Source organism: Candidimonas sp. SYP-B2681, assembly GCF_003971065.1.
Lineage (GTDB): Bacteria > Pseudomonadota > Gammaproteobacteria > Burkholderiales > Burkholderiaceae_B > Pollutimonas.
Map to the genome: position 1 here is coordinate 62,645 of NZ_RYDV01000001.1, position 17,819 is coordinate 80,463.

General features: G+C 55.7%; 16 protein-coding genes. 7 read left to right on the forward strand and 9 right to left on the reverse strand.

Annotation, left to right across the window (positions count from 1 at the left end; translation table 11 throughout):
• Positions 1-42 precede the first annotated feature (42 nt).
• Positions 43-933 (reverse strand): LysR substrate-binding domain-containing protein, encoded by an 891-nt coding sequence (locus EKL30_RS00340; RefSeq protein ID WP_126705223.1) that lies wholly within the window; start codon positions 931-933, stop codon positions 43-45.
• Positions 934-1,031: 98 nt separating this feature from the next.
• Here EKL30_RS00340 and EKL30_RS00345 point away from each other — a divergent pair, with 98 nt between their 5' ends.
• Positions 1,032-2,123 (forward strand): YeiH family protein, encoded by a 1,092-nt coding sequence (locus EKL30_RS00345; RefSeq protein WP_199748444.1) that lies wholly within the window; start codon positions 1,032-1,034, stop codon positions 2,121-2,123.
• Between the two features lie 56 nt (positions 2,124-2,179).
• Here EKL30_RS00345 and EKL30_RS00350 read toward each other — a convergent pair whose 3' ends face one another.
• The 3 genes from EKL30_RS00350 to EKL30_RS00360 all read right to left on the reverse strand — a co-directional run bounded on the left by EKL30_RS00350 (position 2,180) and on the right by EKL30_RS00360 (position 5,669).
• On the reverse strand, positions 2,180-2,560 hold the full coding sequence (locus EKL30_RS00350; RefSeq protein WP_126705224.1) for a SirB2 family protein: 381 nt from the start codon (positions 2,558-2,560) through the stop codon (positions 2,180-2,182).
• Positions 2,561-2,631: 71 nt separating this feature from the next.
• Complete coding sequence (locus tag EKL30_RS00355) at positions 2,632-4,671, reverse strand: ABC transporter ATP-binding protein/permease (RefSeq protein ID WP_126705225.1); 2,040 nt, start codon at positions 4,669-4,671, stop codon at positions 2,632-2,634.
• 131 nt (positions 4,672-4,802) lie between these two features.
• Positions 4,803-5,669 carry an MBL fold metallo-hydrolase gene (locus EKL30_RS00360; protein WP_126705226.1) on the reverse strand — a complete coding sequence of 289 codons (867 nt, stop codon included), beginning with the start codon at positions 5,667-5,669 and terminating at the stop codon, positions 4,803-4,805.
• A gap of 177 nt (positions 5,670-5,846) precedes the next feature.
• On the opposite strand from EKL30_RS00360, the gene EKL30_RS00365 reads away from it, so the two are divergent.
• Entirely contained in the window at positions 5,847-6,221 is a 375-nt protein-coding gene (locus tag EKL30_RS00365) for a tautomerase family protein (protein ID WP_126705227.1), read from the forward strand.
• A gap of 75 nt (positions 6,222-6,296) precedes the next feature.
• Here the strand turns inward: EKL30_RS00365 and EKL30_RS00370 are convergent, their stop codons facing one another.
• Entirely contained in the window at positions 6,297-6,950 is a 654-nt protein-coding gene (locus EKL30_RS00370; protein ID WP_199748445.1) for a hypothetical protein, read from the reverse strand.
• Between the two features lie 168 nt (positions 6,951-7,118).
• Positions 7,119-8,768: a nitric oxide reductase transcriptional regulator NorR gene (norR, locus tag EKL30_RS00375; RefSeq protein ID WP_126705228.1), complete on the reverse strand. Its 1,650-nt coding sequence runs from the start codon at positions 8,766-8,768 to the stop codon at positions 7,119-7,121.
• 155 nt (positions 8,769-8,923) lie between these two features.
• On the opposite strand from norR, the gene ytfE reads away from it, so the two are divergent.
• The 3 genes from ytfE to EKL30_RS00390 all read left to right on the forward strand — a co-directional run bounded on the left by ytfE (position 8,924) and on the right by EKL30_RS00390 (position 12,311).
• A complete protein-coding gene (ytfE, locus tag EKL30_RS00380; RefSeq protein ID WP_126705229.1) occupies positions 8,924-9,613 on the forward strand; it encodes an iron-sulfur cluster repair protein YtfE in 690 nt (229 codons plus the stop codon).
• Positions 9,606-11,885 (forward strand): nitric-oxide reductase large subunit, encoded by a 2,280-nt coding sequence (locus EKL30_RS00385; protein ID WP_126705230.1) that lies wholly within the window; start codon positions 9,606-9,608, stop codon positions 11,883-11,885. Before ytfE ends, EKL30_RS00385 begins: the two co-directional genes overlap by 8 nt.
• A gap of 84 nt (positions 11,886-11,969) precedes the next feature.
• On the forward strand, positions 11,970-12,311 hold the full coding sequence (locus tag EKL30_RS00390) for a carboxymuconolactone decarboxylase family protein (protein ID WP_126705231.1): 342 nt from the start codon (positions 11,970-11,972) through the stop codon (positions 12,309-12,311).
• 20 nt (positions 12,312-12,331) lie between these two features.
• Here the strand turns inward: EKL30_RS00390 and cadR are convergent, their stop codons facing one another.
• The gene (gene cadR / locus EKL30_RS00395) at positions 12,332-12,763 is read right to left on the reverse strand and encodes a Cd(II)/Pb(II)-responsive transcriptional regulator (RefSeq protein ID WP_126705961.1); all 432 of its coding nucleotides are present in this window, start codon (positions 12,761-12,763) and stop codon (positions 12,332-12,334) included.
• Positions 12,764-12,850: 87 nt separating this feature from the next.
• Here cadR and EKL30_RS00400 point away from each other — a divergent pair, with 87 nt between their 5' ends.
• Positions 12,851-15,175, forward strand: a complete 2,325-nt coding sequence (locus EKL30_RS00400; protein ID WP_233582636.1) for a cation-translocating P-type ATPase — start codon at positions 12,851-12,853, stop codon at positions 15,173-15,175.
• 60 nt (positions 15,176-15,235) lie between these two features.
• The gene (locus EKL30_RS00405; protein WP_126705233.1) at positions 15,236-16,906 is read left to right on the forward strand and encodes a SulP family inorganic anion transporter; all 1,671 of its coding nucleotides are present in this window, start codon (positions 15,236-15,238) and stop codon (positions 16,904-16,906) included.
• A 33-nt stretch (positions 16,907-16,939) separates the two neighbouring features.
• Here the strand turns inward: EKL30_RS00405 and EKL30_RS00410 are convergent, their stop codons facing one another.
• Together EKL30_RS00410 and EKL30_RS00415 are read right to left on the reverse strand one after the other, a co-directional pair.
• On the reverse strand, positions 16,940-17,143 hold the full coding sequence (locus EKL30_RS00410; RefSeq protein WP_126705234.1) for a ribbon-helix-helix protein, CopG family: 204 nt from the start codon (positions 17,141-17,143) through the stop codon (positions 16,940-16,942).
• Positions 17,144-17,249: 106 nt separating this feature from the next.
• Positions 17,250-17,816 carry a disulfide bond formation protein B gene (locus EKL30_RS00415; RefSeq protein ID WP_126705235.1) on the reverse strand — a complete coding sequence of 189 codons (567 nt, stop codon included), beginning with the start codon at positions 17,814-17,816 and terminating at the stop codon, positions 17,250-17,252.
• Positions 17,817-17,819: the final 3 nt, after the last annotated feature.

The following is a 17,819-nucleotide window of genomic DNA, read 5'->3' on the forward strand; positions in this document are numbered from 1 at the left end:
AGTAAACAATAACACCCGCTCTAAGGATAAAGATTGTGACATTTAATCAAGGGCGGCCGATACGGAGTCAACAAAAGCATCAATGAGGGCGCCCCGATATCGGGATTTATGCAAGACCAGGGACAGACGCCTGTGCAGGTTCAGGTACGGCGTAGGCAGTATTTTAAGGCGGCCGACCGCCACCGAATCGACCGTCGCTGCCGCGGGCAGGCAGGCGATGCCCAGCCCGGATATAACGGCCTGTTTTATGGCCTCCACTTGGCCTAGTTCAAGCAGTATCTCGCCCGGCGGCAGGGAATTAAGGGCCTGCTCGGTCAAGGCTCGCATCGCTGAGCCACGTTCGCGGAGTATCCATTTGGCGTCTTTAAAATGCTGCGCCTTAAGATCGTCGCGTTGGGCTAAAGGGTGGGAAGCACCCGCGCAGACCACCAGTGCATCATCGCGCCACGGCACGAGTTCCAGTTGCGGATGGTTGATGGGGCCTTCAACGCAAGCGATGTCGATGCTGTGTTCCAGCAGCCTCGATACGATACGGTCGGTGTTTTCGACACTTACCTGCAACGATACCTTGGGATGCAGCGCAATGAACGGTCCTAATAGGTCGCCCACCAGATAGTTGCCTATGGTGTTGCTGGTGCCCAAGCGTAGTTCGCCGGTAAGCGTCAACGGCTGCTCGCCTGCCTGTCGCATCATTTGCTGAATGCGTTCGATTATTTCCTGAGCCATCGGCAAGAGTTCCTTGCCACGCTGATTAAGGCTAAGCCGTCCGCGCTCACGATCGAAAAGCTGGCCATTCAGCTGTCGTTCAAGCTCGGAGAGCGCCATGCTGACGGCCGGCTGGGTCACGAAAAGTCGTTCAGCGGCCCGTCCGACGCTTCCGGTGGCCGCAATGGTGACAAAGACTTCGATTTGACGAACACTTATCGACAACATCAATAAATTTTATACCATATATAAGAAAACGTGAATTTATTTATATCAGGCTGCGTTTTAACATAACCGCAAGTTATTAACATATGCAAGTCAGGCAAATGAGCTCACCCAAAGATATCTCGCTGCTTCCCAGTGTGGCCGGCATCCCGGCAAGTTCCGACGCGCGCCGGGCGCATACGCACGATCATAGTGCCCGACCGCGAAACCCTTCGCTGATGTACGGTTTGGCCCTGGCGACGACGGTCGCTGTTTTTGCCATGTTGCTCGGACGTATGTTTCCTCTCGTGGGCGGACCGGTATTTGGCATTCTGTTGGGTATTGGCATTCGAAATACGGTTGGCCTGGGTCCCTTATTCAGGCCTGGCCTACAGTTCGCAAGTCGGCATGTGCTGCAGTGGTCCATTATTGCGCTGGGGTTCGGCCTAAGCGTTCAGCAAGTCGTTACCACGGGCATGGCGTCGCTCTCCGTTACGCTTATTACGATCGGCGTTGCGTTCGGTTCGGCCTATGTATTGGGCAAGTGGCTGAAGGTGCCAGCAAGGCTCAAGGTGCTCATAGGCGCCGGCACGGCGATTTGCGGCGGCTCAGCCATTGCCGCGGTAGCCCCTATCATTAAAGCCGAGGAACACGAGACCGCTTTTGCGATTGCCACGATCTTCATTTTCAATATAGCGGCCGTCCTTACGTTTCCCTTTTTGGGTCACTGGCTGGGTATGTCGGATATGGGCTTTGGGACGTGGGCCGGCACGGCCATCAATGATACGTCTTCCGTCGTGGCGGCCGGCTATAGTTTCAGCCATACCGCTGGCGACTACGCTACGATTGTCAAGCTTACGCGGGCAACCTTGATCATTCCAGTGTGCCTGCTGTTGCTTCTGATCGAAGTTCGACGCAATAAGCAAGCCCATGGCGCGAGCTTGGCGCTGGGCCGTATTTTTCCCTGGTTCATTGTGTGGTTTCTACTAGCGTCCGCCATTCGTTCCACCGGTTTATTGCCAGAAAACGTTCTCGCCGCCTTGCAGTTGCTGGCCCAATTGCTGATTATTGTTGCCTTGACAGCAATTGGCCTATCGTCCGATTTGCGTCGTATGGCCAAGGTAGGCGCTGGGCCGGTGCTGCTTGGTCTGGGTGTGTGGGTCGCGGTGGCGGGTAGTAGCCTGGTGGTGCAGCACTTCATGGGCAACTGGTAAAAGGGCATCTGCGCACAGATGCCCCGGTTTCTCAGTCTTTTCGGGTTAAAGCCCTGTCAGGCAAACCACGACGCCGGGTTGTGGTTGATTGCCACACCCACGATATAGGCAAATATGGCAACCGCGATTACGGCAGCAATACCGCGTGTTTTGGCGGTTTTGCCTCGCTTGATCGCGATGGTGCCGACGCCAATATAAGCGATCAACAGAATAATCTTTGTCAGCACCCAGGGCTGCATGCCCGCGGCGCCCAGCATGATGGACAACGCTACGCCACAAACCAACAGAATTGTGTCGATAATATGCGGAACGATCTTTACCGCGCGCTTCTGCAGCAGCGCCGATCCGGTCACTGACCAGTATGCGCGTATAACAAAGAACAGAATGCTCAGGCCGGCAGCCGTCATGTGCAGATGTTTAATAGCAAAATAATTCATGGAGTTAACGTAATGCCTTTTGAAAATTGGGGTGTCGTATGCAATTCGGCCCTATCGTAGCAGGTCGCGGTTCAGCTTAAAGCCAGTTCCCATGCGCCCGAGCCTTCCCCTTTCAGGACTAATTGCCGAGGGTGATGCTGGAATAGCGTGCTGCGGTGGCCGACACTTACCAAGATGGTGTGGGGTAGCTGTTCGCGTATCAGCCGGTACATTGCCTCTTCCAGCCCTTCGTCCATAGCCGACGTCGCTTCATCCAGGAATACCGCCACCGGCCGTGCAAGCAACACGCGACCAAATGCCAAGCGTTGCTGCTCTCCAAGAGACAAAATGCGGCCCCAGTCGGCGACCTGATCCAAACGGTCAGCCAAGTGCCCCAGTTGAACCATCCGCAAGACTTTCTGGGTACGCTCGCCTGGTGAGCCGTATAGCGCCGGGCTTGAGTCCGGCGCTGGAGGCGCTGTTGTTGAGCCGTTGGCCGTGCTGTCGACGCGAGTGTGTTCTGCTGTGGAATGGTAGGCGGGTGCGGCCGAGCTATTTTCAGGTTCGCTACCAAGTTCATCCCGTCGTGCCGTAGCCAAATCGTCCAGATTGCTTGGCGCGCCATGGGCGCTGGCGATAGCGGCGTTCTGCTGTTGCTGTATGTTGGCGACTTGCGCGGCATGCTTCAGGCTGGGCAACTGCTGCGGATAATACAAAGCGTCTCGCAGGCTGCCTAAGGGTAAATAGGGCTTCTGAGACAAGAAGAGGGCGTTGTGTTCAGGCCGGACGATGCCCCCTTGGCAATAGGGCCAAAGGCCCGCTATCGCGCGCAGTAGCGTTGTTTTGCCGGACCCGGACGGGCCTCGAATCAACAGGGGTTCGCCTGGAAACACTTCAAGGCTGACGTTTTCAAGAAGAAGCGCGCTGGCGGGTGTCGTAACCGTAAGGTTTTCCAGCGCCAGGCGCGATCCGTCGGCCCGCACATCGGGCTCCGGCAGGGCACGGGCTTGCTCGATGGCTTTTGTGAATCCGCTTAACCGATCCAGGGTGGCGCGGTAGGTCGCAAAACTGTCGTAGGCGGTTCGAAAGAACGACAGATTATCTTGCAGCCGTCCGAATGCCTGAGCCGTTTGCATCAGGTCACCCAAGCTGATCTGTTTCGAGAAAAATCGCTGCGCCTGGATGATGAAGGGAAACACCACGGCTGCCTGACTGACAGAAAGATTGAAGCCTTGGAACTTGATGGATCGGTAAACGATCGCCCAGGCATTGCCGATGACATGGGAAAAGCGGTTACGAAGCAGGGCGCCTTCGACTTTTTCGCCAGCATAAAAAGCGATGCTTTCCGAATATTCGCGCAACCGGACCAGAGCATATCGATAGTCGGCGTTAAACCGCTCGTTCAAAAAATTCAACATGATTAGCGGCCGGCCAATCTTTACGGCGAAAACCGTCGCGATGATGACGTAGGCGAATACCAGAAATACCATTCCGCGTGGAATTTCCACGCCCAGAGCGGCTAATGGTCCGGACAAGCTCCATAAGATCAACGTAAAGGCGAAGGTCGACACCAGCGCATTGACGACACCCATCGATAAGGTAAGCGACATCTCTACGAAGGTGGCGACATCTTGCTGAATACGCTGGTCCGGATTGTCTACGGGCATATCCAGATACTGACTGCGGTAGTAGGCCTGTTTATCAAGCCAGCGGCCGAGCAATTCTTCGTTTAGCCAGACACGCCAGCGTATGGTAAAAGCCTGCTGAACATAAAACTCGATCAACACGCGCAGCACGTGTACGGACGCAAGAATCGCGAACAGCAACATCGCTTGCCAGAATGCCGCCGCGTCCAGTTTCTGCAACGATGTGTACGTCGTGTTGCTCCAGTCCGAGAGCAGCACATCAAGACGGACAGCACATAAAGTAAGGAACAGAATAAGTAGCAACGTAGCGATTGGACGCCAATCGCGGCGTGGCGAAAAATAAGCGGATGTGAGGCTCCAGAATTGTCGTCCCCAAACGGTAAATTTCGCCAGAACCCAAATCGTCGCCGCCGACAATATGACGGTAATAAGGTAGGCTCGCACCACCCAGACACCGCTTTCCATTAGCGTGTTGTTAAGGTTCATTAACTCTCCGGAAATACTGCGGCGTTACAACGCCAAAGTTGGCATTCTGTTCGAAATGCCGCCAGCGCGCCAGTACGCAACGTGCGCAGACCCTTAATGCAAGATCGTCTCGCGCAGTATTGCCGTAGCGTTTAAAGCTGATTGAGCGGGATTTTCAGATAGTGGATCCCGTTGCTCTCGGGTTCCGGATATCGCCCGGCCCGAATATTGATCTGTATGGCAGGCAGAATCAAGACGGGCATGTCCAGCGTCTTGTCGCGTTCCGTACGCATGGCGGAAAAATCCTCAAGGCCCACCCCGTCATGCACATGGATATTGGCCTGTCGCTGTTCTTTCACCGTCACGCAATATTGGGCTTCGCGGCCCTGCGGCGGGTAATCGTGACAAAGATATAGGCGTGTGTCGTCGCCCAACGCCAGAATTTTCTGGATCGAATCAAAAAGCTTACCCGCGTCACCACCGGGAAAATCGCAGCGTGCGGTTCCCACATCGGGCATAAATAATGTATCGCCAATAAATATACCCAGGTTCTCGACGCAGTAGGCCATGTCTGCCGCAGTATGGCCAGGCACGTGCAGGGCGGTGACCGCGATGTCGCCTATCGAGAAGGTCTCTTGGTCATGAAATAGCCGATCGAATTGTGAGCCGTCAGTTGCCACCTTTTGATCGAGGTTGAAAAGACGCTTGAACACCTGCTGGACCTCGGTAATGTGAGCGCCAATGGCGATTTGGCCGCCTAGCTGCGTTTTCAGATAATGAGACGCCGAGACATGGTCAGCGTGCGCATGGGTTTCCAGTATCCATTGCACGTGTAGATGTTTTTCCCGAATAAAGGCAATGATTTGATCTGCGCTCGTGGTGGTGGTGCGCCCTGAATTGGGGTTGTAGTCCAGTACGGAATCGATGATGGCGCAGGATGGGTTGCCACGCGCATGCACGACGTATGAAAACGTGCAGGTTTGCTTGTCGAAAAAAACTTCAACGTCGGGCGATGGCATATGGCCTCCTTCACGTATTTTTTGGTGTTCAACTGGTAGTTTATGGGCGATCGCTTGTGCATTCTATTGGCTGATCCGGCTTTATGATCACCTTCGGTCGCGGATCGGGATGCAGCCTCTTGTCGGCAGCGTAATGTTGGATTATGGTGTGCCATCATCCAACTTTATCGAGGTTTTATGCCGTACGTCACCATATCTGCCACGAAAGGGCTTTCTGCCGATCAGAAAAAACAATTGCTTGAGGGTTCCAGCGACGCTGTCGTGCAAAGCATAGGCGCTCCGCTGGCCAGCGTACGCGTCTTATTGCACGAGTTGGCCGATGGAAATTATCTGAATGGGGGCCAATTCGCTACACCCGGCCTTATGTTCGTGGTCGAGCTCATCGAGGGGCGTAGCGACGAATTGAAAGCAGCACTTATTTCCACGTTAAGCCGTGTCGGTACGGAAACCACGGGCGTCCACGAAAACGAGATCCGGGTTCGGGTGATTGACTTCCCTAAACCGAATATGGGCATGGCAGGGGGTGTCACCGCCATGGCGATGGGCCGTTAAGTCATTAAACGAACGCCCCGTTGCCGGAAAGCTACGGGGCGTCACGTAAACAGACTGCAACTGCTGCTTGCCGGGTTACAGACTACTTAGGTCCGCGATGGCATCGATAACCATGCCGCTGCCGATGGCAATCATCAAAATATCGCTTGCCACTCGTACATAGCGGTATCCCCGGGGTGGCATGCCTATATGGGTAATGACCGTCGGGGGCAATTCGTAATATATGACGTCGCGAGCCAGGGGACGCCCTACACGCCATTTCTTCGCCTGGCCCGGAGGCATACAGCCGTTATTCTTCTTGGCTAATCCGGGCGGGCAGTGGCCCGAGCGGAATTCTCGGCCATAGTATTCGCGCAGATAGCTTTGCTGCTGAGTATTGAAGTGGATGTTTACCGTCACGTTATTCCGGTCGCCTCGCCGGTCGTAATGCTTGTGATGGTCGCGATCCCGGTCGCCCTTACTGCGGTTCTTGTCGTTGTCGTGCCGAACGTCGTGATGTTTCTTACCTGAGGCCTCGTGTTTGCCGGAGCCTTTGTCCCGATCGGCTGCTTGCTGTTTCTGGGGTTTTGAATTTTGCCGCGATTGGCCCTGTCCTTGTTGTTGGTGTTTATTTCCCTGGCCGTGGCCTTTGCCGCCGCGTGATCCGTCCGGCTTATCGGCAAAGGCCGGCTGGATCATGAAGAGCGCACTTACGATGGCTGCCAATATGTGCTTGTTGTTGATACTCATATAAGCCAATTTCCTTCTTTGCAGTAGCGGCCCTGGAAACCACGGGCGCCGGGGTGGGTATTTGTGCTTGCACGAGCTTTGTACATCGGATCAATGGCCGAGTGCCCGCAGATCCGCCTCGGCGTAATTCATTGAAACGCCTTTCACGGGTAATGTGGCCGTGGCGGGCTATTTCAAGCCCAGCTTTTTTGCCAGCTTGTGCAAGTTGCTGGAATCCAGCTCCAGCGATCGAGCAGCTTTTGCCCAGTTATAGTTGGTGATCGTAAGGGCGTGTTGGATGGCGTGGCGCTGGCAATCCTCGATGGCGTTGCGCAGGGGCGTGATTTTCTGCTCAGGCGCGTACGGGCTGGCCGGATTGGCGATCAATGCTGACCCAGGTCCGTAAAACGGTTCGGCGGCGTAAAGGTCGTCATCGCCATCGACGAGTGTTGCGGCGCCATCCACGGCAGGTGGTAAGCCCGGTCGCGAGACCCGGATGTGCTGAAAGTTTGTGCTTGCTGCTTCGGCGATATCAAGATCCAGCAACTCTGGACCCAAGGTCAAAATCTGGTCGCGCGAGGCGCCACGGCTTAATGCTTTTAGGGCCGCACGACTGATCACGTGTTCAAGCTCACGTACATTGCCAGGCCAGTTGTAGCTTGATAAGGCACGTTCAGCGGCATACGACAGGCGCACCCCGCGTAGTCCAAGCCGGCTGCGGTTGAATTCCAGGAAATGGCCCGCCAGTATCAGGATGTCGCGATCACGTTCGCGTAAAGGGGGAATGTGCACGGGGTACACCGAAAGCCTATGGTACAGGTCGGCCCTGAAGTCGCCCGCCAGCGTGCTCTCCTTGAGGTGTCGATTCGTGGCCGCAATGATCCGCACGTCGGTTTTGATAACTTCATCCGTGCCCAGTCGCTGTATCTCGCCATTTTGCAAAGTACGCAAAAGCTTGGCCTGGATCGAAAGCGATAGCTCCCCGACCTCGTCAAGAAACAGGGTTCCACCCTGGGCCGTTTCAAAGCGGCCCGCGCGGTCATTGCTGGCTCCTGAGAAGGCTCCCCTTACATGACCGAACAGTTCGCTTTCAGCCAGCGATTCCGGCAGCGCCGCACAATTCACGTGCACCATAGGCTTGGCGCTGCGACGCGAATGACGATGAACGCGCCGTGCGAACAATTCTTTTCCAACGCCCGTTTCACCCAGTAGCAAGACCGGCAGGTCGGAGTCGGCCACCACATCGAGCTCGTGAAGGAGTCCGGAAATGGCGTCGCTTTCGCCAATGATTTCATTCTCGTCAATGATCTGCATGGAATCACTGACGCTGCTGCCTAGCTGCCGCAGGTTGCGATTTTCTTTTTCGAGCGAGGTGATCCGGATGGCAGCAGCCAGCATCAAGCCATATCGTTGCAATTCTTCCAACGCGGCGTTATCGAAGGTCCCAGTCTTCAAGGCATCCAGGGTAATGGCGCCCCACAAGCGGCCTTCGATGTAGAGGCTCATTCCCAGGCAATCATGTACCGGAAGTGGCGATCCTTTGCGATCATCCAGCAAGCCATCGTAAGGGTCGGGCAAGACGCTGCCTGGTTCAAACCAGGTAGGTTCGCGACGCGACAAGATCGTGGCAAAACGCGGATGTTGGGCCACGGCGAAGCGCCGTCCCAACGCATCGTGCGCGAGCCCTGATGCCGCAACCAGGCGCAAGCTATCGGCATCCAGGCTTAGCAAGCCCACTGCGTCGCAGCAGAAGCGTTCACGCAAGGTGTGCACTGCACGTTGCAGGCGGACAGCGTTAGGTAAGTCGGCGACCAAGTCGGCCAATAAGGGTTGATCCATAGGGTGGATTATACCTAGCTACGGTATGGGGAACCCTGGCAATCAAGGGTGATTAGTACCCTGCGCCGTTGCTGCCCTTGAAAAATAAGGCTTTATAAGTTGGCACGGAGCTTGCGTATTCAAGGGCGGAATCAACCGTTTTCAGAGGACGCGTTATGAATAAGAATTTGCCGGATCAAACGCTGGGCACGCTCGCCAGCGCGGTTCCTGGCGCGACCCGTGTATTTCACGACTTTCAGTTGGATTTTTGCTGCGGTGGCGGCAAGACGCTGGCGCAAGCAGCAGACCAACAAGGTTTGGACTTGCAAGCCGTATTGGCGGCCTTGCATGGGCTGACCACCGATCCTGCCGACGGCGTCGACTGGCGCGGGGTTCCCGCCCCAGAGTTGGTCGCGCATATCGTGGCGCGCTTCCACGAGCGACATCGTATGCAACTGCCGGAAATTATCCGATTGGCGCGTCGGGTTGAACACGTGCACGCGGGTCGCCCAGGCTGTCCTTCGGGGTTGGCCGACGCGCTCGAGGAACTGCAACAGGAGCTCGAAAGCCACATGGTGAAGGAAGAGCAGGTGCTTTTCCCGCTGCTCGCTCGCGGCCTGAATGGACCGGCCCAGGGGCCCATAACGGTCATGCGTTTCGAGCACCAGCAACACGGTAATGCGCTCGCGAATATCTTGCGCCTTACCGACGACATTACGACTCCTGCCAATGCCTGCAATACCTGGCGGGCACTGTACGGGAGTCTGAACGCCTTCAAGGAAGACTTGATGCAGCACATTCATCTTGAAAACAATGTGTTGTTCCTAAATGCCCAACATGCAGCAAAAGGAGCCCATCATGGGTGAGTACAAAAAGTTATGGTGGTTATTACTGGCCGTTCTGGCGGTCACCTTCGGAATACTGGGTTGGAGCGGGGTCGAAGTGTACCGACAAGTGCCGCCGATTCCTGCCCAGGTTGTTACGCCGTCTAATAAAGTGTTGATGACCAAAGAGCAGATTCTCGACGGCCAAACGGCATGGCAAAGCACCGGCGGTATGCAGGTAGGTTCAATCTGGGGACACGGTGCGTACCAGGCCCCCGACTGGAGCGCCGATTGGCTGCACCGCGAGCTCTTGGCCTGGCTGGAAGTCGCCGCACAGCAAACGGGCGGCGTTCCCTTCGCCCAGTTAACCCTTGATCAGCAAGCCGTACTGAAAAATCAGCTGAAAGTTGAATATCGGCTCAATACGCTTAACGCCGAGACGGGCGTCGTAACCGTATCTGAGCGCCGCGCGCTTGCCATAGCGGACACGGCTCAGTACTACATCAAGTTATATGGCGCCGATCCGGAACTCCAACAGACCCGGTCGAATTTCGCCATGAAGGAAGATACCCTGCCCGACGCCAGCCGCCGGGAAGACTTGGTTAAATTCTTCTTCTGGCTGTCGTGGGCGGCGTCAACGGAACGCCCCAACAGTGAAGTCACCTACACCAATAACTGGCCACACGAGCCCTTGATTGATAACCGTCCGTCTACCGCGAACGTAATGTGGTCGGTGGCCAGTGTCGTCATCTTGCTTGCTGGTATTGCGTTTCTGGTATGGGGCTGGGCGTTCTTGCACCGGGAACACCCCGAACCCGAAGCCCCTAAACGGGATCCGCTAACCGTCGGTGCACTGACACCTTCACAGCGGGCATTGGGCAAGTACTTATTCCTGGTCGTAGCGCTGTTTATTGCCCAGGTCTTGTTAGGCGGTTTGACGGCGCACTACACCGTCGAGGGCCAGACCTTCTATGGCATTAATATCTCGGAATGGTTGCCGTACTCACTGACGCGCACCTGGCACTTGCAAACCGCTTTGTTCTGGATTGCTTCGGGCTTCCTGGCGGCCGGCTTATTCCTTGCGCCGGTCATCAATGGTGGTAAAGATCCCAAATATCAAAAGCTGGGCGTTGATATCCTGTTTTGGGCCCTGGTTGTCCTGGTCGTCGGCGCTTATATTGGTAACTTCCTGGCGATCAAGCATATATTGCCCGCCAAATTCAATTTCTGGCTCGGTCACCAAGGCTACGAATACCTTGAACTAGGCCGCCTGTGGCAAATTGTGAAGTTCCTTGGCCTGGCATTCTGGCTGGTTCTGATGTTGCGTGGCATGCTGCCTGCCTTCAAAAAGGGCGGCGACAAGAATCTGTTAGCGTTGTTGATGGCGTCCACCATTGCGATTGGCTTGTTCTACGGCACAGGGCTGTTCTACGGTGAACGCACGCACATCACGATTATGGAGTACTGGCGCTGGTGGGTCGTTCACCTCTGGGTGGAAGGCTTCTTCGAGGTATTCGCAACCACTGCGCTGGCCTTTATTTTCTCGACCATGGGGCTCGTATCCAAACGCGGCGCAACGGCAGCTAGCTTGGCTTCGGCATCATTATTCATGCTGGGCGGCGTGCCCGGTACCTTGCATCACCTTTACTTCTCGGGTACCACCACGCCTGTCATGGCTATCGGTGCAAGCTTCAGTGCGCTGGAAGTCGTACCCCTGATCATTCTGGGTTACGAGGCATGGGAAAACTGGCGTCTGAAAGAACGCGCTCCATGGATGGAAACCATCCGCTGGCCGTTGATGTGCTTTGTGGCGGTGGCGTTCTGGAACATGCTCGGTGCTGGCGTGTTCGGCTTCATGGTCAACCCTCCGATCTCGCTGTATTACATCCAGGGCCTTAACACGACCCCGGTCCACGCGCATGCTGCTTTGTTCGGCGTATATGGTTTCCTGGCAATCGGCTTCACCTTGCTGGTATTGCGCTACATCGTTCCCGGTTTCAAGTTCAGTGAATCGCTTATGCGTACCAGCTTCTGGGGACTGAACCTGGGCCTGGTGCTTATGATTGCCACCAGCCTGCTGCCTATCGGCCTTATCCAAGCTTACGCCAGCATCACCGAGGGTATGTGGTATGCACGTAGTGAAGAGTTCATGCAGCAGGGTATCTTGCAAACTCTGCGTTGGGTACGCACGTTTGGCGACGTTGTCTTCATCGTCGGCGCTTTTGCCATCTTCTGGCAAGTTGTGATAGGCGTGTTTCAACCTAAAAGCTATGTCAGGAAAGGTGCTTCTGGTGTCCCCGTTGCTGCTGAGTAGCTAGCTGGCAGGCGGGTTCACTTCATTGCCGTTCCAGGTCCATACTAAGGGTTCCTGGAACGGCCTTTTCTTTTGGAGAAAGCAATGGACCACTCAGTGTATCCCTCGATGACCCCGGAACTTGCCAAACAACGTGCCGAACTGGCGCCTGAAGCGTTGGCTGCCTTCAAGGCATTTAGCAAGGCCGTGTTTGCAGAAGGCGCATTATCCAAGAGGGAAAAGCAGCTAATCGCCGTCGCGGTAGCCCATGTAACGCAGTGCCCTTATTGCATCAAGGGCCATTCGGAAGCCGCCGTAAGGGCGGGCGCCAGCGAACAGCAACTGATGGAAGCAATATGGGTCGCCGCCGAGATGCGGGCGGGGGGCGCCTATGCACATTCGCACTTGGCGCTGGACGCCATCAATAATCTGAAAGCCCGTTCTTGAGCCTGCCGCTTTATGTAGCACTAGCCTAAATGCGAAGCCGAGGGGAGCTTCTCTTCGGTCTCCATCGCGGCTAGGCCATGGATGATTCCGCAGTCCTGAATAGACTGGGCATTTGCACACTGCTGCCGCAGTTCGATCAGCTGCGCGCGCAACTTTTGGAGTTCAGCGAGCCGAATGTCGACATGGGTAATATGTTCGTCCAGCAGATGGTTCACTGGCGCACAATCGCCATGGGATTTATCCATAAATTGCAATAGCGTACGGATTTCGTCGTGCGCCATATCGAGTGTGCGGCAATTGCGAATGAAGCGTAGCCGCTCCAGATGTTCATGTTGATAGCGTCGATAATTCGCTTCGGTGCGATCGGGCGCAGGCAATAAGCCTTCCTTCTCGTAGAAGCGGATCGTTTCGGTGCCGCAGTTGGCGGCTTTTGCCAATTCGCCGATTTTCATGTTGCCCGCCTCGATAAGCATTGACCTTATAGCTACTTTAAGGTGTTTACTGGTCACATGCAACACCTCAGGCACCCGGAAATCGCTATGTCTACTCATTCTCATGGTCATCGTCACCCGACAGCTTCAGCGTCGGACTCATTGCCGGCCTGCTGTTCTACGGAACATTCGGGTGGTGTATCCGATGGTCATTCCGGCCATGCGCATCACGATCATTCTGATCACGCTGCGGTATTGACCGACCTCGCTCCACAAAAAGTGCTTGCCGGTGGCGCCCGAACCGCCATGCGCATCATGCAAATGGATTGTCCGACCGAGGAATCGCTGTTGCGGAAGAAACTTGAACCCATGGATGGCGTCCACGCGATGCAATTTAATCTGATGCAGCGGGTGCTGACGGTAGACCATGCGCCAGCGGCGCTGGCATCGATACTTCAGGCGATACGTAGCCTGGGCTTCGAGCCTGAACTGCCCGATGAAGGCAAGAGCTTAGGCAAGGCGCTGCGTGCGCCCGTCAAGCCCTGGTGGCCGCTGGCTGTAGCGGGCGTTGCAGCCATCGCTGCAGAGGGCTTTGAGTGGTTTGGGGGATCCGACTGGGTAACAATCGCGCTAGCGTTGCTGGCAGTGGGGCTAAGTGGGCTGGAGACCTATAAAAAAGGTTGGGTTGCGGTCACTAATGGCAACCTGAATATCAATGCACTAATGAGCATCGCAGTGACCGGCGCCTTGATATTGGGAGACTGGCCCGAAGCGGCAATGGTCATGGTCTTGTTCTCGATTGCGGAATATATTGAAGCCCGCTCGCTTGAACATGCCCGCAATGCAATAGAACGATTGCTGGAAGTGGCACCTGAAACCGTCATGGCTCAAGGCCCTGACGGGACTTGGTCCAGCACGCCCGCGGCAGATGTACTTCCCGGAACAATATTGCGCGCCAGGCCCGGCGATCGCATTGGCCTGGACGGGCGGATAGTCAAGGGAAGCTCGATGGTCGACCAGGCCCCCATTACCGGCGAAAGCATGCCCGTTGAGAAAAATATCGACGATTTGGTTTATGCCGGCACCATTAATGGAATCGGCGAAATCGAATATCGAACCGTGGCGGCGTTCAGCAATACCATGCTGGCGCGCATCATTCATGCGGTCCAGGTGGCGCAGGGCCGCAAAGCGCCCGTGCAGCGGTTCGTCGACCGGTTCGCCCGCGTGTATACGCCGATGGTCTGTGCCATGGCGCTGCTGGTGGCTATTGTGCCCCCGCTGTTCATGCAGGCGCCCTGGGTCGATTGGATCTACAAGGCGCTGGTATTGCTGGTCATTGCCTGCCCCTGCGCACTGGTTATCTCTACGCCGGTTGCGATTGTCAGTGGGTTGGCAGCTGCAGCCCGTCATGGCATTCTGATCAAAGGCGGTGCGTATCTCGAGCAAGGGCGCAAGCTGGCTTGGCTGGCGCTGGACAAAACCGGTACGCTCACACACGGCAAGCCGCAGCAAACAGATGTCATCATCTTTGATGACGAATCTGCCTTGCCGTCGTTTTCCGCTTTAAGTCAGGAACAAAATGGCCATCATGCCTATGTTCGCCGGCTTGCGGCAAGTCTTGCCGCCCGGTCCGATCACCCGGTCTCGAGCGCAATTGTGCAAGCTTATAACGACGACAGCCTGCTGCCCGTCGATAATTTCCAGGCTGCCCTGGGGGGCGGCGCTAAAGGCGAAATCGAAGGCATTGAATATTTATTGGGCAATTACCGCTGGGTCAGTGGTGAAATAGGCCTCGAAGCCACAGACTTTAAGCTGTCCGATTCATTGGCGACGCTGCAAGAGCAGGGCAAGACGGTCACCGTATTGGCCGCTCCGGGCCGCGTTCTTGGTCTATTCGCGGTTGCCGATACCGTCAAGCCGTCCACCCGGCAAGCGATCCAGGAATTGCATGCTTTGGGCGTAAAGACGGCTGTATTGTCTGGCGATAACCTGACGACGGCACAGGACATCGCACGTCGGGTGGGCATAGATAGCGTGCGCGCCGAGCTCTTGCCTGAAGACAAACTGGAAGCAATCGAGCAGTATGCGACTGAAGGAGCGGTGGGCATGGTCGGCGATGGCATCAACGATACCCCCGCACTGGCACGCGCCGATATTGGATTTGCCATGGGCGCCATGGGCAGCGACACGGCGATCGAGGTCGCCGACGTAGCACTGATGGACGACGATCTGCGCCGCATCCCGCACTTTATCCGGCTGTCGCGGGCGACCTATGCGATATTGACACAAAATATATGTCTGGCATTGGGCATCAAGGCGGTTTTTCTACTGCTCACCTTGTGGGGCCTGGGTACGATGTGGATGGCGGTTTTCGCCGATGTCGGCGCAAGCATGCTGGTATTGGCAAACAGCCTTCGCTTGTTGCGAAAGTAATGTTGCGTTTGCATAGGATTATAATAAAACCCACATTGTCATGGCTTAAATAGGATTACGATGTCCGCTCTGCTTGATGCTTATCGCGCCGGCTTGCTACGGCGGCCCCACTGGCTTCCAAATATTGTTGCCGGGTTGATCGTCGGGGTCGTGGCGCTCCCCTTGGCCATGGCTTTTGCAATCGCGTCGGGCGTAAAACCCGAGCAAGGCATTTACACCGCCATCATCGCAGGCATCATTGTTTCTTTATTCGGCGGCAGCCGGGTACAGATCGCCGGTCCTACCGGCGCCTTTATTGTGATTCTGGCTGGCGTCGTCGCGCAGTACGGCATTGACGGCTTGCAGATTGCGACCTCTATGGCCGGTATCATCCTTCTGCTTTTTGGGGTGGCCAGGCTCGGCGCAGTGATCAAGTTTATCCCTGCACCCGTTATCGTCGGTTTCACCGCCGGTATCGGCGTCGTCATCTGGGTAGGCCAGTGGAAAGACTTTTTCGGCCTTCCCGCAGTGGGCGGGGAACACTTTCATCAAAAGCTGTGGCAACTGCTGCAAGTGCTGCCGCAGTTCGACTGGGCTACAACGCTTCTTGCACTGACCGCGCTGTTTCTGGTGATCTTCACTTCACGCATACCTCGCCTGGCCCGGGTACCGGGGCCATTGGCCGCCCTGATAGTGGTGACGCTTATTCAAGCGATATTCAATTTTGAAACCGTTGCCACCATAGGCAGCACTTATGGCGAAATTCCGCGCGGCCTGCCCACCTGGAGCTTCCCTGAAGTCACTCTGTCGCGTCTGGTCGAACTGATAGGCCCCGCCTTCGCTATCGCCATGCTTGGTGCGATCGAATCGCTGCTGTCGGCGGTTGTAGCCGACGGAATGACGGGCACCCGGCACAATTCGAATCAGGAACTTATGGGCCAGGGTCTGGCCAATATCGTCTCGCCCTTATTCGGCGGTATTGCCGCCACGGGCGCCATCGCGCGAACGGCCACTAATATCCGCAATGGCGGCAACAGCCCGATCGCCGGTGTGGTGCATGCCATAACGCTGATCGTCGTGTTGCTGTTTCTGGCGCCTTTGGCTGCCAACATTCCCCTAGCATGTCTTGCAGCAATTCTGTTTATTGTTGCCTGGAACATGAGCGAAGTACGTCACGTTATCAAGATGGTAAGGACGGCGCCGCGCGCCGACGTCATTATTTTGCTGGTCACGTTTGCTTTAACCGTCTTCGCCGACTTGGTGGTTGCTGTGAATATCGGTGTCGTGCTGGCCATGCTGCACTTTATGCGGCGCATGGCTGAAAGCGTGGTGGTGCGCAAGCAGACTAGTGAGTCTTTGGATAAAGAGCTGGCCCAAGAGGGTTTCGACCACTTGCCCGAAGGCGTGCTGGTCTTCGCCGTGGACGGACCATTTTTCTTCGCCGCGGTCGAAGCCTTCGAACGTGCCCTGGCCGACACGCGTACTGATCCGCAAGTGCTCATCATCCGCCTGGGGCGCGTCCCCTTTATCGATGCAACGGGTCTGCAAACACTGGAAGAAGTGGTTCTGGATTTGCAAAGGCGAGGCGTGCGTGTGGTGATTACTGAAACCAATACCCGCGTTTACCATAAGATACGCAAAACTGGCTTGTTTGAAAAAATGGGTGCGGAAAACTATGCCGAGACGCTGCCGCAGATTATCGCTTCGCTGGTGCAGGCCGAAACGACGGCGTCAAACGTTCAGACCCCGTGAAGAGCTAAAAGCGGGCCAGAGCCATTTGATAGCTTATTCGGCGGAGGAACTTTTAACTTGCGGGTTGGCTGTAACGCTATCCTTGCCATAACTTACGCCATGCTGCGTCAGGTAATCGCGTATCAATTGGCGGACCACTTGGGATGGCGTGATGTCTTGGCTGGCACAAAGGCGTTCAAGCGCCTTTTTCTTATTTGGGTCAATAAGTATGGTGAGCCTTGCAGTCTTGTTTTCCATGGCGAATCAACGTTTATGATGTTAATGCCATTGTAATGGAAGGACGTTTGTTGTGGGAACCCCGTTTCAAATGACACCAGTAAACGGGGTCCGGCTGTAGTGTAATTTAACTCAGTAGCAGATACGTGACAGGATCATCCGGGCACGCCCCTAGTCCGCATTCCAGCATGGTAGCGACCATATTGCCTGCCACCAGTAAAAAGAACAGCCACAGGGTGGCGGCCGCAAAATGGCCAATGCGCGTGGAATGCGGCGTGTCGGAGCATCGCCGATCAATCATCAGCATGACGCCGCTCCAGGCAATGAATGCGATGAACAACACAAAGGCCCAGGTGTAAAAATGCAGCCCCAGAAAGGGCAGGCCGTAGCCAGGATCGTCCGGGCCAATATGCAAAAGCACTTGCCGTCCGGCGGCGAAGGCGCCACCCAGGGCCGAAATAATAATCATGCCGTAGTGCAGGGGTGACGGCCCAAATCGCACGTTGAGCAGCAGCCCGATCCCGACCAGCGCAAACGCAACTCGTTGCAGCAGGCATAAAGGACAAGGCAGATCGTGAAAGGCAAATTGCCATACGAAGGCCATCAACAAGGCGGCACACACGCCAACAAGTGCGAGCGTATTCAGCGTGCGGGACAGTCGAAATGGGCGCCGAGTAAAGTAAGAGTTTGTCATGGC

What these genes read in the sequence shown, in the direction of transcription:
- norR (WP_126705228.1), bottom strand. Translation starts at nt 8,768, where the DNA reads ATGGATCAACCCTTATTGGCCGACTTGGTCGCCGACTTACCTAACGCT.
- cadR (WP_126705961.1), bottom strand. Translation starts at nt 12,763, where the DNA reads ATGAAAATCGGCGAATTGGCAAAAGCCGCCAACTGCGGCACCGAAACG.
- EKL30_RS00415 (WP_126705235.1), bottom strand. Translation starts at nt 17,816, where the DNA reads ATGACAAACTCTTACTTTACTCGGCGCCCATTTCGACTGTCCCGCACG.
- EKL30_RS00390 (WP_126705231.1), top strand. Translation starts at nt 11,970, where the DNA reads ATGGACCACTCAGTGTATCCCTCGATGACCCCGGAACTTGCCAAACAA.
- EKL30_RS00345 (WP_199748444.1), top strand. Translation starts at nt 1,032, where the DNA reads ATGAGCTCACCCAAAGATATCTCGCTGCTTCCCAGTGTGGCCGGCATC.
- EKL30_RS00365 (WP_126705227.1), top strand. Translation starts at nt 5,847, where the DNA reads ATGCCGTACGTCACCATATCTGCCACGAAAGGGCTTTCTGCCGATCAG.
- EKL30_RS00360 (WP_126705226.1), bottom strand. Translation starts at nt 5,669, where the DNA reads ATGCCATCGCCCGACGTTGAAGTTTTTTTCGACAAGCAAACCTGCACG.
- EKL30_RS00405 (WP_126705233.1), top strand. Translation starts at nt 15,236, where the DNA reads ATGTCCGCTCTGCTTGATGCTTATCGCGCCGGCTTGCTACGGCGGCCC.
- ytfE (WP_126705229.1), top strand. Translation starts at nt 8,924, where the DNA reads ATGAATAAGAATTTGCCGGATCAAACGCTGGGCACGCTCGCCAGCGCG.
- EKL30_RS00370 (WP_199748445.1), bottom strand. Translation starts at nt 6,950, where the DNA reads ATGAGTATCAACAACAAGCACATATTGGCAGCCATCGTAAGTGCGCTC.
- EKL30_RS00340 (WP_126705223.1), bottom strand. Translation starts at nt 933, where the DNA reads ATGTTGTCGATAAGTGTTCGTCAAATCGAAGTCTTTGTCACCATTGCG.
- EKL30_RS00410 (WP_126705234.1), bottom strand. Translation starts at nt 17,143, where the DNA reads ATGGAAAACAAGACTGCAAGGCTCACCATACTTATTGACCCAAATAAG.
- EKL30_RS00385 (WP_126705230.1), top strand. Translation starts at nt 9,606, where the DNA reads ATGGGTGAGTACAAAAAGTTATGGTGGTTATTACTGGCCGTTCTGGCG.
- EKL30_RS00350 (WP_126705224.1), bottom strand. Translation starts at nt 2,560, where the DNA reads ATGAATTATTTTGCTATTAAACATCTGCACATGACGGCTGCCGGCCTG.
- EKL30_RS00355 (WP_126705225.1), bottom strand. Translation starts at nt 4,671, where the DNA reads ATGAACCTTAACAACACGCTAATGGAAAGCGGTGTCTGGGTGGTGCGA.
- EKL30_RS00400 (WP_233582636.1), top strand. Translation starts at nt 12,851, where the DNA reads ATGTCTACTCATTCTCATGGTCATCGTCACCCGACAGCTTCAGCGTCG.